Here is a 15378-nt window from a genome sequence, read left to right on the forward strand (position 1 = left end):
GAATAAATATTAAGCCTTTACTTAAAGTAAAGGCTTTTTTGTTATCTTGAGAAATCAATCATCCTTATATGAGCATCCCTTATTTGCTAATTCTGTTTAGATTTTTATTGGCACCGATCATATTATTCCTTTCTTATTTTATGACAGAGAGCGCTGCTTATATAGTTTTGGTGTTAATGTTTTTGGGCCTAATTTCTGATATTTTTGATGGAATTATAGCTAGGAAAATGAAAATTGATACCGAAAAAATGCGAAGGTTAGATAGTCAGACAGACTTAATTTTTTGGCTAAGTATAGCTGTAAGTTGTTATTTGATTTATCCAGAATTAATTAAAGAAAATTTAATTGGTGTGCTTGCAGTCGTACTAATTGAAGCACTTTGCTATGGTGTGAGTTTAATCAAATTTGGAAAAGAAACTTGTACTCATGCCTTTGTTTCTAAAATTTGGGGACTTACTTTGCTTGCGACTTTTACATGTTTATTAGGTTTTGCCTATGGCGGATGGATGATGAAAATCTGCATTATTTTGGGATTAATTTCACAATTGGATGTGATTTTAATCATCTTGTTTTTACCAAAATGGACGCATGATATTCCGAGTTTTTACCATGCTATCTTAATAAGAAAAGGAATTGAATTTAAGAAAAGCAAATATTTGAATAGCTAATCGCAATGCTATGCATAATTAAACACCAAAGAAAAAGTTGTTTGCTGATTTGGGATAGAGTTCACTTCTAAACTACCACGATGCATTTTCATGATATTACGGGTAATGGTTAGACCAATTCCAGAGCCATTTTTGCGTGTCGTATAAAAAGGAACAAATATTTTCTCAATATTACTTGCTTCTATTCCTTTTCCATTATCAATCACATCAACATAAACTTTATTGTGTGCTAAACGATAAGTAATTTCAATTAGTGGTTGTTCCACACCTTCTAATGCATATAAGCTATTGGTAATTAGGTTAATTAATGCTTGTTCAACTAGTTTAAAATCTACTTGCAATGAAATTTTAGATGAAGTTTGTAAAACTTGTAATTTAATGTGTTTAGCACTTACCATTGGCTGCATTAGCACTTTTACATGCTGCAAAATTTCACCAACACTATGCTGTTCAGCATTTGGAGTGGGTAATTCTGCAATTAATCGGTAATCTTTAACAAAATCTAGCAATCCCTCAGAACGCCGTTTAATGGTTTGTAAGGCTGGTTTTAGATCCTCTAAATCTTCATAATTTAAGCTGGTTTTATCGCTAATCATTTGGTTCACGGTAGAAGAAAGTGAACTAATAGGAGTGATGGAGTTTAAAATTTCATGAGAAATTACGCCAATTAAACGGTTCCAGGCTTCGGTTTCTTTTTGTTCAATTTCATCTTTAATATTTTGAAATGAAATGATTATATGATCAGCGCCATACAGATTAAGCGGAATAACTTCTATGGAAAGTTGGATAAATTTATCTTGTATTTTTAGTTCTAGAAAGCGTTTGCCACCTGTATTTATCTTTTCTATTTCTTCAGCAAAAATGGGTAAATGTTGTTCAAATCGATGCCAATAACTATATGCTGGAACATTTAATAAATTGCTTGCTGCCAAATTGAAAAATGAAATTTCAGATTTTTCTTTTTCGGTTTTATTCTTTTTAACCACAATTACACCAACAGGAACCTGCTCTAATATGGTTTTAATAAGCTGAAAAATTGCATCCTGCTCTAGCTGGATATCTTTGTGAATTTGAATAATCTCATTAAATGATTCATACAGTTCTGGGAAACTGCCTTTAGTAACTTTATTCTTGAAATTTAAGGTATGATCTCTTGTTTTAACAGCTAAAATAAAACGTTTAATATCCTCTCTAATTTGATTAATATAAAAATAGAGTGAAATAACGGTTCCCAATAAAATTAAACTTACACCTGTAATGGTAAACCATAATTGAGTACTGCGAACAAGATAAACCAATAATATGGCCAGCAAATTGATAAATAATAAGCGGCTTATTAAACGAAAGGTAAATCTTTGATAGAACATTGTTATAAAGTTATAAGACTAAGCTAAAAGATTAAAGCACAAAGAACAAGACTAAAATAAGCTTTCAGTTTTAGCTCAAAGTCCAAATTTCTCAATTCTACGATACAAAGCCGCACGGGTTAAACCTAATTCGGCAGCGGCTTTAGAAATATTACCTTTGTGCTTTTCTATTGCTTTATTTACCATCATTTTCTCCATTTCTTCTAAAGGCATATCGGCTTGTAATACGGATTGTTGACCAAATTTTTGCGGAGATAATTGCAAATCATTTTCATTAATTTCCAATCCATCTGCCATAATTATAGCTCTTTCTATCACATGTTGTAACTCGCGAATATTACCTGGCCAACTATAGCTAAGCATAATTTGCTCAGCCTTGTAAGTAATTTTTGTGATCGTTTTATGATATTTAGTACCAAATACTTGTAAAAAATGAGAAGCTAATAGCACAATATCATTGCCTCGTTGCCGTAAAGGTGGTAAAAGTAATTCTACAGTATTGATGCGAAATAATAAATCTTGTCTAAACGTACCTTTTGCAACCATTTCATTTAGGGGCATATTCGTCGCACTAATTAAACGTACGTCAATTTTTCTTTCTTTGTTTTCACCTAACCGTGTAACAGTGCGATTTTGTAAAACACTTAATAATTTCGCTTGTAATGGTAAAGAAAGATTACCAATCTCATCTAAGAAAATTGTTCCACCATCAGCCATTTCAAAACGGCCAGGTTTATCTTCCCTTGCATCTGTAAAAGCGCCTTTTGCATAACCAAATAGTTCACTTTCAAACAAGTTTTCATTTAAGGAACCTAAATCTACGTGCATAAAGATTTGCTTCCTTCTTAGTGAATTCTTATGTAATTCATATGCGAAAACTTGTTTACCGGTACCATTCTCCCCTAAAATTAAAACATTCGCATCTGTAGGTGCTACTTTTAATAAGGTTTTTTGGAGTTGTTGTACACTAGCATCATTACCCACAATATGCTCAAATTTTCGAGCCATATCGCCTTGTATGGAAGTATGAATTTTTTCTAATTTCTTAACTTTTTTATTTGATTGTCTTAATCGAGCAGCAGCTGAAAGCGTAGCATATAATTTTTCGTTCTCCCAAGGTTTGAGTATAAAATCTATTGCTCCCTTTTTAATAGCCTGAACTGCTAATTCTACGTTACCAAAAGCGGTCATCAAAATAACTACATAATCTTTGTCAATAGATAAGATATGTTCTAACCAATATAATCCTTCACGACCATCACTTGCACCTTTTTGGTAATTCATATCTAGTAAAATGATATCTACATCATTTTTACTTAGTAATACATTAATTTCTCGTGGCGATTTACACGTTAATATTTGATTAAAATGCTGCTTTAAAAAAAGTCTAGCACTTAATAGGATGTCATCGTCATCATCAATTACTAAAATATTGGCATCTATCATATTCAAAAATAATTGAAACTGTTCGATGGTGTACAACTACTGTTCGATATTGAACATTAAATTTTATATATTAATTTTAATTTATTGATTTACAGATAATTAAAATTTATTTCGCTCTTGGCATAAACTTGGCAAATGGCTTAACAATAATAGCAATATCTAAATGGACAAAGTAATACAGAAAAAGAAATTTAATAAGAAGTCAATATTAATTATAGTTGGCGTTGTGATTTTTATGGGCTTGGTAGCTTATGGATACAGTTTATCCTTAAATAAAGTATATAAAGCTGATGCTGATAAAATTACTATTAGTAAAGTACAATATGGAGATTTTGAAGATGTAGTGTTATTAAACGCTAGTGTAGTACCACTAACTTCAGTAATTGTAAGTTCTTCTGAAGGTGGAACAGTTGCTCAGATTTTTACTGAGAATGGTGCTACCGTTGTTGCAGGAACCCCATTATTGCGCATTGCAAATCCAAATGCACTATCTAATTATACCGCTAGCGAAACCAGTATTACTGAGCAAATTAATCAATTACGTAAGTTGAGATTAGACTTAGAGCAAAACCAACGAGTAATGAGCCAAGATATGATGGATATTGAAAATAGCTTAAGGACTGCTAGTCGAAAATATAAAATAGATAGCGCCTTGTTTTCAAAAAAGGTAATTACTAAAGAAGAATTCAATACATCAAGCCAAGATTATGAATATTATCAAGGTAGAAAAGCGCTGTTAAAGCAAGCAGTTAAACAAGAAAATCAAAGTCGTGTAATGCAATTACAGCAAATTGAGGTTTCCATTTCGAGAATGAACGAAAGTTTGCAAACAATTAGACAGAATATTGAGAATATGACGATTAAAGCACCAGTCTCTGGTCGTTTATCATCCTATGATCCTATCATCGGAAAATCGTATGGAGCCAATGAGATGCTTGGAAAAATTGATGTGTTGCAAGGATATAAATTACAAGCTGGGGTGGATGAATACTATCTAAACCGCGTAAAAGAAGGACAAACTGCTCAATGTGAATTTAATGGTAAAACGTATTCACTTACCGTTAGAAAGGTAATTCCTGAAATTATTTCGGGTCAGTTTCAAGTAGAGTTATCATTTGAAGGAAAATCGCCAGATGAGTTAAGGCGAGGATTATCAATGCAGGTAAAATTGACCTTATCCGACAATAGTAAATCACTTCTATTGGCCCAAGGACAGTTCTTCCAAAGTACTGGAGGAAGTTGGGTATTTGTTGTAAAAGATGGAAAAGCAACCAAAAGAAATGTGAAAATTGGGCGAAAAAACTATTTGTATTATGAAGTTTTAGAAGGATTACAAAAAGATGAGGACGTAATTACATCATCATACGATCAGTTTAATCAGTACGATGTGATAGAAATTAATAAATAAAAAAGAAAATTTAGGTTGGTTAAGCTCTGTATCAGGTGCGTTGATCGGAGCACCAACCTTTAAAAATATAAACCGATAAAATTACAACAATGATAAAAATTGAAAATCTGGAAAAAGTTTACAAAACCGAAGAAATCGAAACTACTGCGTTAAATGGAATTAATCTTCATGTAAAAGAAGGTGAATTTGTTTCTATTATGGGACCATCAGGTTGTGGGAAATCAACTTTGTTGAACGTAATGGGGCTTTTAGATAAGCCTGAAAGTGGTAGTTATAAATTTGTAGAAACGGAACTCCTAACCTTAAATGATAAAGAACGTTCAAATTTTAGAAAACGAAATATGGGTTTCGTATTTCAGAACTTCAACCTAATTGATGAGTTAACTGTATTTGAAAACATTGAATTGCCTTTAATTTATAATAAAGTCCCTGCAAGTGAACGCAAAAAATTAGTGAATGAAATTATTGGGCGAATGAATATTGTAAATCGTTCAGGTCATTTTCCACAACAATTATCAGGTGGTCAACAACAACGTGTTGCCGTTGCTCGTGCCTTGGTTACCAAACCAAAATTAGTTTTAGCTGATGAGCCAACAGGAAATTTGGATAGTACGCACGGTAATGAAGTAATGGAATTGCTTTGTGAGTTAAATGAAACTGGAACAACGATCGTAATGGTTACACACTCTAGTCATGATGCGAGTTTCTCGAACAGAATTATCAACCTAAAAGATGGGCATGTAATTTCTGAGAAAATTAACAAAGGAAGAACAGAAGAACTCATTTAGTTCATCACCATAACCAACTATTGCTTTTAACCAATTGGTATAAAAATGTTTAGACTCAACTTAAAAATCGCTTTGCGCAACTTGTGGAAGAATAAAACTTCTTCATTTATAAATTTAATAGGCTTAGCTATTGGTTTAGCTGCATGTTTAATGTTATTGGTATATGTTACTTACGAGTGGGGTTTCGATAAGCAAGCTAAAAATTCGGAAAATGTATATACTGTAATGACGAATATTCCTGATGATAGTGGGAACATTGCAAAAACATTTGAGGGTACAACAACTGCTTTAGGGCCATTATTGAAAGAAAGAGTGCCAGAAATTAAAAACCTGGCTAGAATGAATTACATCAAAAGAAGCTTAATTGCCAATGGTGAAAATGGGTTTAAAAAAGATGCGAAATTTGCTGAACCAAACATCTTAAAATTATTCGATTACGAATTTATAGCTGGAAACGCTGCTACAGCAATGCAAAATCCAAAATCGGTTATTCTTACCGAAACTATGGCTAAGATTTTATTTGGTACTGCAAATGCACTAAATAAAATAGTACGTTATCAAGACCAAGAAGACTTGACAGTTACTGGTGTAATTAAAGATATGCCAGATAATACATCTATGAAGTTTGATTTCTTAATGCCATGGGCATTTTATGAAATGGTGGATGCCGATGCTAAAACTTTGGGATGGGGTAATTATAGTTATGTAACGATGTTTTCTCTCGACCCTGGTGCTGATATTAATGTGGTTAATAAGAAAATTGAAGAAGCTGTTAAAGCAAATAATAAAACAACAGCGCAGCCATTTATGGCATTTCCGTATGCAAAACTTCATTTATATGGAAAATTTGAAAATGGAAAAAGTGTAGGTGGTGATATTGAACAAATATGGCTGTTTATGGGCTTAGCTTTTGGCATTCTACTTATCGCTTGTATCAATTTTATGAATATGGCTACGGCTAAATCAGAAAAAAGAGCGAAGGAAGTTGGGATAAAAAAGACCATTGGCGCAAATCGGGGCTCATTAATTATGCAGTTTTTAACTGAATCAATGGTACTTACTGTACTTGCCATTGTTTTAGCAATTGCATTGTTAGAAATTTTATTGCCAACTTTTAACCAAATGCTTCATATAAAATTAAGCATTGGGTATTTCAACACATCAAGTTGGATTGGAATTATTGCCATCGTTTTAGCAACAGGATTATTAGCGGGTAGTTATCCTGCATTTTATCTATCATCTTTTAATCCTATTCAAACATTAAAAAAGAAAATAAGCTCAAACTCTATTTTCTCAATTAGTTTAAGACAAGTATTGGTAGTGGGGCAATTTTGCTTTGCAATTATTCTAATTATTTCAACATTAGTAATTTATCGTCAAATCCAATACATTAAAAACAGACCGCTTGGTGTGGATATTAATGCACTTGTCGAAATCCCTCAAGATGGTCAATTACGTCCTCAATTTGAAGTATATAAAGAGAAATTATTAAGATCAGGCGCTATCACCAGCATTAATAAGTCGTCTACTAAATTAGCACATCATGGCTCAAACTTTATCGATGTGCGTTGGCCAGGCATGGTGCAAGAAAATAACCTCACCATGTTTAACAAGGTTGAAGCAGGTTATGATTTCATTAAAACCAATGGAGTAAAATTAATAAGTGGACGAGATTTCTCGGAGAAATTTGCTTCTGATACTGCAGCTGTTTTAATCAGTGCATCTGCTGCTAAAATAATGAATTTAAAAAATCCGGTCGGTCAAAACCTAACTATATTTGGAGATAAACGTACAATTGTAGGGGTTTTTGATGATTATGTCTTTGATTCTCCCTACAAATCAAATAACCCAATGATACTTTACTTTAATAATAAGTATACAAGTTTCATTACCATGAAGTTAAATCCTGCTAATAATTTGCAGCAAAATGTGGCAACAATTACAGCGATTACAAAAGAAATAAATCCAGCATATCCAGTAGAAATTAATTTTTTAGATCAAACCTATGCGACCTTATTAGAAAAGGAAAAAACATTGGGGATTTTATCTAACCTTTTCGGTGGACTTGCAATTTTTGTGTCTTGCTTAGGCTTATTTGGCTTAGTTGCATATAGTGCAGAACAACGTACTAAGGAATTTGGTGTGCGTAAAGTACTTGGTGCATCAGTTACTAATTTGATGCAATTGCTTTCGTTATCCTTTATCAAAATGATAGTTGTAGCAATTATTATTGCTGTTCCGCTAAGTTATTTTGCGATGGGAAAATGGCTATCAAATTTCGAATTCCATACCGAAATAAGCTGGTGGATTATGCTACTAGCAGCATTTGGAACTTTAATAATAGCATTGTTTACGGTAAGTTTTCAAGCCTATAAATCGGCTAAAGCCAATCCCGTTGATGCTTTAAAATATGAATAAAAGGTTGAAGATAAAGGTTGTAAGGCGTAAGGTTAACACGTCACAACCTTCTACCTTCCGCCTCACACCTTTAACCTTAAAATATGTTCAAATTAAATTTTAAAATCGCATTGCGAAACCTTTGGAAGAATAAAGGATTTTCGCTGATAAATATTGGTGGATTAGCGATTGGTTTAGCTAGTTGCATGATTTTGTTAATTTATGTAGCATATGAATGGAGTTACGATAAGCAGTTTACAAATAATGATAAAACCTATGTGGTTTATCAAAATGTAGTTGCAAGTGGTAAAACCTTTAGCTGGGCATGGACGCCTAATGTGATGGCAAATGAAGTCCAAGAAAAGATTCCCGGGGTTAAATACGCATCTCATTCTACTTACCCAAGACCAAGTTTAATTGCTGTTGGAGATAAAAGAATAAGCAGTAAAGTAGTCTTTACAGACCCAAACTTTATTAAAATACTAGATTATAAATTTATTAAAGGCAATCCTCAACAGGTTTTAAAAGATATAAACACAATCATCCTTACTAAATCTTTTGCGAAAAAGTTATTTGGGGATGAAGATCCTATAAATAAAACAGTAAAACTCGAAAATCAAGATATTTTAAAAGTTGAAGCAGTTATTGAGGATGCACCAGCTAATAGTAGCATCATCTTCGAATGTATCATGCCATGGGCCTTATTTGAAAAACGAGAATCTTGGGTAAAAGAGGGTAATTGGGGTAATAATATGTGTTTAACTCTTGTTCAGTTAAAAGATAACAAGTTCTTTGAAGCTGCAAATTCTTCAATGTACGGGATTTACAAACGCAATCAAAAAGATAATTTAGCAGTTGCTTTATTACATCCCCTAACAAAATGGCATTTATATGCTGATTTTGAAAACGGTAAATCTGTAGGTGGTAAAATAGATCAGCTTAAAATTTTCCTGCTGCTAGCGTTTTGTATATTGTTAATTGCCTGCGTAAACTTTATGAATCTGTCAACAGCCCGTTCTGATGGCAGGGCAAAAGAAGTTGGTGTTCGCAAAGCAATAGGTTCCAGTCGTAAATCATTGATCAGCCAATTTTTGCTAGAATCTGTTCTTTTAACTTTTATTTCTACAGTTTTAGCATTTATTCTGGTCGAAGTTAGCTTGCCATATTTTAACAATTTATTAAATATTAAGCTGACAATAGATTACAAAAATACTGGGTTTTGGTTGGCACTATTATCCTTAATGACTTTTACTGGTTTTATTGCAGGAAGTTACCCAGCATTATATTTATCTTCTTTTGAGCCTATAAAAGTACTGAAGGGTTTTAAAATTAAAACAGATTCCTCGGTTTCAGTGAGAAAAGTACTAGTAGTAGGTCAATTTGTTTTTGCTGCTTGTTTAATCGTTTGTACGGCAGTGATTTATCAACAACTTAATTACGTTAAAAATAAACCAATTGGTTATAATCAAGCAAATCTAGTTCAAATAGCAGTAGATGGAAAACTACACGAAGGTGCTAAACGTGATTTGCTTAAAGATCAACTTTTAAAATCTGGAGCAGTAACCGATGTTTCATCTTTTAGTTCAGATGTTACTGAAGGAGGAAATAACACAACGAATATTGAGTGGGAAGGGAAAAATCCTAAAGAAGTAATTTCATTTAACCATAGAGCAATAACTTATGATTTTATAAAAACTATCGGTACTAAATTAATTAGTGGTAGAGAATTTTCGCCAGCATTTAAAAACGATACGAATAACGTAATGCTTAATGAGGCTGCGGTGAAAATGATGGGATTAAAAAAACCACTCGGCGCTGTGATTACCTTTTGGGGCAATAAACTTACCAATATAGGTGTTGTTAAAGATTTTGTGGTAGAAAATGCCTATCAAAAAGTAGCTCCGATGATTTTTTATTTAGATAATCAAGATAATGCTACAGTTATGCTAGCACGTTTAAATCCAAATCAAAATATCAGTTCATCATTAGAAAAAATAGATGAACTGGTTAAAGGGATAGAGCCTAATTATCCAGTTAATCGAAAATTTGTAAATGAATCATTCGAAGTTAAATTCCAAGATGAAAAACTTTTAGGGACACTATCTAACTGGTTCGGTGGTTTTGCCATCTTTATTTCTTGCTTAGGTTTACTTGGTTTAGCTTTATTTATGGCAGAACAACGTAAAAAAGAAATTAGCATTCGTAAAGTTTTAGGAGCAAGTACAGGAAATATCCTCACGCTGTTAAATAAAGATTTTATAAAATTGGTAACCATCTCAAACGTAATCGCTTTTCCAATAGCTTATATCGTTATTAATAAATGGCTTTCTGCTTTCGAATACCGGGTGCCGATTTCATTCGTGCCTTTTGCATTGGCCATTGTAATATCAATCTTAATCGCAGTTTTAACAGTAAGCATCCAATCTATAAAAGTGGCCAAAGCAAACCCAATAGATGCACTTAAATACGAATAATTATACTTAAAAAAGATGTTCAAATTAAATCTAAAAATCGCATTACGAAACCTTTGGAAAAATAAAGGAATTACAGCAATAAATATTGGCGGATTAGCAATTGCCCTAGCAGCATTTATACTGGTAATGTTATATGCTGCTTATGAAACTAGCTTTGATAAGAAACTTCCAAATTATAAAAACATTTATTTGGTAGGTAGAATATACCCAGATTTTAAAACAAATTTTACTGCTCCACCATTAGCAAAAGCAATTAAACAAAATTTTGGTGAAGTAGAAAAAGCAGGCGTTACAAAAGCTGCGGGTTTCGAGTTTGCATTGTCAAAAGGTGCACAGGTTTTCTTTATGAAAAACTGCTTAATTCTCGATTATAATGCAGCGCAGATGTTTAATCTTCAACCAAGCGGAGGTTTAACCGAGCCACATGCAGATAATAGGTTGATGTATGTTAATAATGAGGGCATGAAAACCCTATTTCCTAATAAGAAAGATAACAAACCAGAAATTGTAGCAGTAGGCGGTAAATCATCTGGACAAACTGCAACTATAAGTGGTGCCATTTCAACTAATCCGCAATCTAATTTACTATATGATGGTGTAGCTATTGCTAAGGAATTAGATACTTACCTTAATTATGGATATAACAATTACAACACCTATATACAAGTAAAAGAAGGAACAGATATTGAAAACCTTCAAGCAAAAATAACAACCTTATATAGAAAAGAATTATTAAAAGGAGAAACCGATCAAACAACTATAAATGAAACTAAAGCAATAAGCATCTTTCTTGACCCTTTAAAAAATCTTCACCTTAAGCCAAAAGCAGGTAGTGATGCTAACTATAAAATATTAATTGCTATCTCAGTTTTAGGATTTTTGATTTTGGTTATTGCTGGTATCAATTTTACGAATTTAAGCATTGCCCAAGCGACTAAAAGAGCTAAGGAAGTTGGTGTTAAAAAGGTAATGGGTGCCTATCGTTTCCAATTAACTATTCAGTTTTTATTGGAAATCTTTATGCAATGTTTTATTGCCACCCTATTAGGATTAATATTAGCAGAGCTCGTATTACCTAAGTTTAATTCACTTTTTATGGTCAATTTAACCATATGGCGATTTGAAAATAACCTGTTTTGGCAATTAATTTTAGTATTACTCTTTATTACCATTGTAGCAGGACTATACCCATCAATGGTATTATCAAAATTCAATCCGGCAGCAGTTTTAAAAGGCAATTTCTCTACAACTAAAAAAAGCTATTGGTTAAGAAATGGGTTGTTGGTAATGCAATTTACTATTGCTGTAATTTTTATTATAGGATTGCTAACCATCAATTCTCAATTAAAATACATGCGTACAGAAGATGTTGGCTTTAATACCAATCAAGTAGTAAACATAAAAAACCTTACCTATTTCAATACAGCAAAAGATTTTGAACCACTGCGAGAAAAGATGTTAAAAATCGAAGGTATAAAATCGGCAACAGTAGCTTCAGAAATTCCTGTAGGCGCAGAAAATGGATCTAATAGTTATAGCATTGAAGGTAATGAAGCAAACATTGAGTTTCTAGATGTTGATTTTGATTACTTTGAAACGCTAAATATTAAATTAAAAGAAGGAAGGTTATTCTCAAAAATCTTTAATGCCGACACAGCGAATTCTGCAATTTTAAATGAAAGTGCGTTAGCAAAATACAACTTAAAAGATCCAATTGGAAAAGTAATTAGAGGTTGTAATACCGATTATAAAATTGTTGGCGTCATTAAAGATTTTAAAACACAAGGATTTCAAGAGGCTGTAAAACCAACAATATATGCCATGAAAAACCCATGTGGAAATAGTAAAACGCAAATTTTACTCAAAATAGAAGCACAACACATGGCAACCGCATTAGCAACTTTAAAGTCGCAATGGCCTACTATAAATAAAAAGGATGGTGAAAATTTTAGATACGAGTTTTTAGATGAGCTTTATGGTAAACTTTTCAAAAAACAAGAGCAACTACAATCGGTGTTTTTTGTAGCGGCACTAATTACTATTTTCATTGCTATACTGGGTTTATATGCCTTTGCAAAATACATCACCAATGGCAGAATAAAAGAAATCGCAGTACGAAAAATACTTGGTGCAGATAACCTGCAAATTTTTAAACTAATCAATACATCGTTTTTTGTAATGGTAATCATAGCCAATTTAATTGCTTGGCCACTAGCCTATATTTTAACAAAAAAGTGGTTGGAAACTTTCGCCTATCGAATTGATATGCCAGTACTTCCTTTCGTTTTAAGTGCGATGATAACCATTCTTTTAACAGTAATTACAGTAAGTATCCAAGCACAAAAGGCGGTAAAATCAAATCCTGTAGATGCTTTGAAATACGAATAATAAACCAAACAAACTATTTAACTACAATAACAAGATGTTTAAATTAAACCTAAAAATTGCCCTTAGAAATCTTTGGAAATATAAAGGATATACAGCAATAAACGTTTTCGGCCTTTCAATAGGCTTAGCTAGCTGTATTCTCATCTTTATTTTTGTGAGATATGAAACTAGCTACGACAAAGGTTTTGCAAATAGCGACCGCATTTACCGAGTGGTTAGTGAGTGGAAATATACAGATGGAAATGAGTTTTACTCTCAAGGAGTTCCACTTCCTATGGCTGCAGCATTACGTAATGATTTCTCTCAATTCGAAAAAGTAGCAGCCATACAACACGATGGTGGCACGATAAAAGTTAAAGCTGAAGCGGGTAGGTCAGAAATAAAGAAAGCTGGAGATGTATACTATGCAGAACCGAGTTTCTTCGAAATTTTCAAATATAAGTGGCTGTACGGAAATCCAAATCAATCTTTGAGTGCACCAAATCAGGTAGTATTAACAGAAGAAACAGCCATTACTTATTTTGGAGGTTGGCAAAAAGCGCTAGGGAAAAGTATCAACCTTGATAATAAAACAGATTTTAAAGTTACAGGTATAATTAAGGAAAATGGACCTAATAGCAGTTTTCCTCTTAATATTGTATTTAGTTATGCAACCTACCAAAGTAGAAATTTAAAAGAATGGAATTCGGTATCTTCAAATTCAGAGTGTTACACATTGCTTAAACCTGGTGTTACCACTAATCAAGTTACTGGCCAACTTCAACAATTTATTAAAAAATACGAACATGATCCTAATGCACCAGGGCAAGTCGGACATCAGCTCCAACCTTTAAATGATATCCATCATAACGATAAATATGGAAACTTTGCAGATGTAACTACACCATACAAACAGCTATGGGGTATAAGTATTATTGGGCTTTTCTTGCTACTTACCGCTTGTATCAACTTTATTAATTTAGCAACTGCACAAGCTATAAGCCGCTCAAAAGAAGTAGGTGTGCGTAAAGTAATGGGCAGTCGACGTAAACAATTAATTACACAATTTTTAAGCGAAACCTCATTAATTACATTAATTGCATTGTTAATTGCATGTGTATTAACCGAGTTGGCACTTCCGGGAATGGAAAGTCTATTCGGGGCAAATGTTAGCTTCGAATTGTTTAGCCACCCCATCGTTTTTGTTTTCTTATTAGCTATGTTAATCCTGGTAAGTTTTCTTGCAGGATTGTACCCAGCACTAGTAATGTCTGGTTTTAGCCCAGCATTAGCAATTAAAAACAGAGTAAGCACTGCAAATGCAGGAGGAGTAGGTTTACGTAAAACCTTAGTAGTGGTGCAATTTGCAATTACCGCAATACTCATTGTAAGTACTTTAATAATTATCAGACAGATGAGTTACATCCGAGATAAATCATTAGGATTCAATACAAAAGCCATTGCCATTATTGATATACCAAGAGACAGTATTAGTCAATTAAAATTTGAAACGATTAAAACCCAAATCCTTGCAAAAAAAGGAGTAAAAAATGTATCGTTCAATAGCGCTGCCCCTTCATCTCAAAACAACAATGAAACAAGTTTTACGTACAACAACTCTAAAACTGCCGATTTTCAAGTAAATATAAAAGTAGCCGACGAAAAATATTTCGATACGTTTGGCTTATCCATTGTGGCAGGTAGGCCATTGGCTAAAAGTGACACTATTAAAGAATTCGTAGTTAACGAAACCCTCCTTAAAAAACTAAACGTAAAAAACCCTAATGAGGCCATAGGTAAAATTATGGGCTTAAATGGTGCTAAAGGGCCAATTGTTGGAGTAGTAAAAGACTTTAATAATTACTCACTACATGATGCCATAGCCCCAATAGCTATTTTCTCTCGTAAGAGTAGATACAATGCAATTGCCGTAAAACTCGAAGCAAAAGATCTGGTAAACACCATGAAAGAGATTGAAGGAACTTTTAATGCTAACTTCCCAAATAATGTATTTGATTCTAAATTCTTAGATGATGAAATCACAAACTATTACCACACAGAACAAGTAATGGGCACCTTATTCAAGGTTTTTGCAGGTGTAGTCATCTTCATTTCGTTTATTGGTTTGTTTGGACTAATCTCATTCGTTGCAACACAAAGAACGCGTGAAATCGCTATTCGTAAAGTCTTAGGCGCATCAAATATGGAGCTCATTAAAATGCTAAACAGCTCATTTATGTGGATGGTTTTAATAGCCAATATGATCGCATGGCCAGTGGCTTATATCTTCGTAAAAGAATGGTTGTCAGGTTTCCAATATCGAATAGAGTTAAATGTTTGGCCATTTATAGTCGCTATGATTATTTCAATGACAATTACTTTAATTACAGTAACATTAAGATCGTATAGAGCAGCCAAAGCAAATACAATTGATGCCTTGAAATACGAATAGACATTAATACG

The 15378-nt window shown here is 33.0% G+C and carries 9 protein-coding genes; 7 read left to right on the forward strand and 2 right to left on the reverse strand.

Annotated elements, in window-relative coordinates; translation table 11 throughout:
• Positions 1–68: 68 nt before the first annotated feature.
• Positions 69–668: a CDP-alcohol phosphatidyltransferase family protein gene (locus tag ACHMWN_RS10670; RefSeq protein ID WP_397300687.1), complete on the forward strand. Its 600-nt coding sequence runs from the start codon at positions 69–71 to the stop codon at positions 666–668.
• Between the two features lie 8 nt (positions 669–676).
• On the opposite strand, the gene ACHMWN_RS10675 is transcribed toward ACHMWN_RS10670, so the two are convergent.
• Positions 677–2035, reverse strand: coding sequence for a sensor histidine kinase (locus ACHMWN_RS10675; RefSeq protein WP_397300690.1), 1359 nt, complete (start codon positions 2033–2035; stop codon positions 677–679).
• A 75-nt stretch (positions 2036–2110) separates the two neighbouring features.
• A complete protein-coding gene (locus ACHMWN_RS10680; protein WP_397300691.1) occupies positions 2111–3481 on the reverse strand; it encodes a sigma-54-dependent transcriptional regulator in 1371 nt (456 codons plus the stop codon).
• A 163-nt stretch (positions 3482–3644) separates the two neighbouring features.
• Between ACHMWN_RS10680 and ACHMWN_RS10685 the strand changes: the two genes are divergently transcribed.
• The 6 genes from ACHMWN_RS10685 to ACHMWN_RS10710 all read left to right on the forward strand — a co-directional run bounded on the left by ACHMWN_RS10685 (position 3645) and on the right by ACHMWN_RS10710 (position 15367).
• On the forward strand, positions 3645–4889 hold the full coding sequence (locus ACHMWN_RS10685) for an efflux RND transporter periplasmic adaptor subunit (RefSeq protein WP_397300694.1): 1245 nt from the start codon (positions 3645–3647) through the stop codon (positions 4887–4889).
• 89 nt (positions 4890–4978) lie between these two features.
• The gene (locus ACHMWN_RS10690; protein WP_397300697.1) at positions 4979–5677 is read left to right on the forward strand and encodes an ABC transporter ATP-binding protein; all 699 of its coding nucleotides are present in this window, start codon (positions 4979–4981) and stop codon (positions 5675–5677) included.
• A gap of 45 nt (positions 5678–5722) precedes the next feature.
• Complete coding sequence (locus ACHMWN_RS10695) at positions 5723–8095, forward strand: ABC transporter permease (protein ID WP_397300699.1); 2373 nt, start codon at positions 5723–5725, stop codon at positions 8093–8095.
• An 83-nt stretch (positions 8096–8178) separates the two neighbouring features.
• Entirely contained in the window at positions 8179–10548 is a 2370-nt protein-coding gene (locus ACHMWN_RS10700; protein ID WP_397300702.1) for an ABC transporter permease, read from the forward strand.
• 15 nt (positions 10549–10563) lie between these two features.
• Entirely contained in the window at positions 10564–12936 is a 2373-nt protein-coding gene (locus tag ACHMWN_RS10705; RefSeq protein ID WP_397300704.1) for an FtsX-like permease family protein, read from the forward strand.
• Positions 12937–12970: 34 nt separating this feature from the next.
• Complete coding sequence (locus tag ACHMWN_RS10710; RefSeq protein ID WP_397300707.1) at positions 12971–15367, forward strand: ABC transporter permease; 2397 nt, start codon at positions 12971–12973, stop codon at positions 15365–15367.
• Positions 15368–15378: the final 11 nt, after the last annotated feature.

This window comes from Pedobacter sp. UC225_61, from assembly GCF_044452285.1.
GTDB lineage: Bacteria > Bacteroidota > Bacteroidia > Sphingobacteriales > Sphingobacteriaceae > Pedobacter.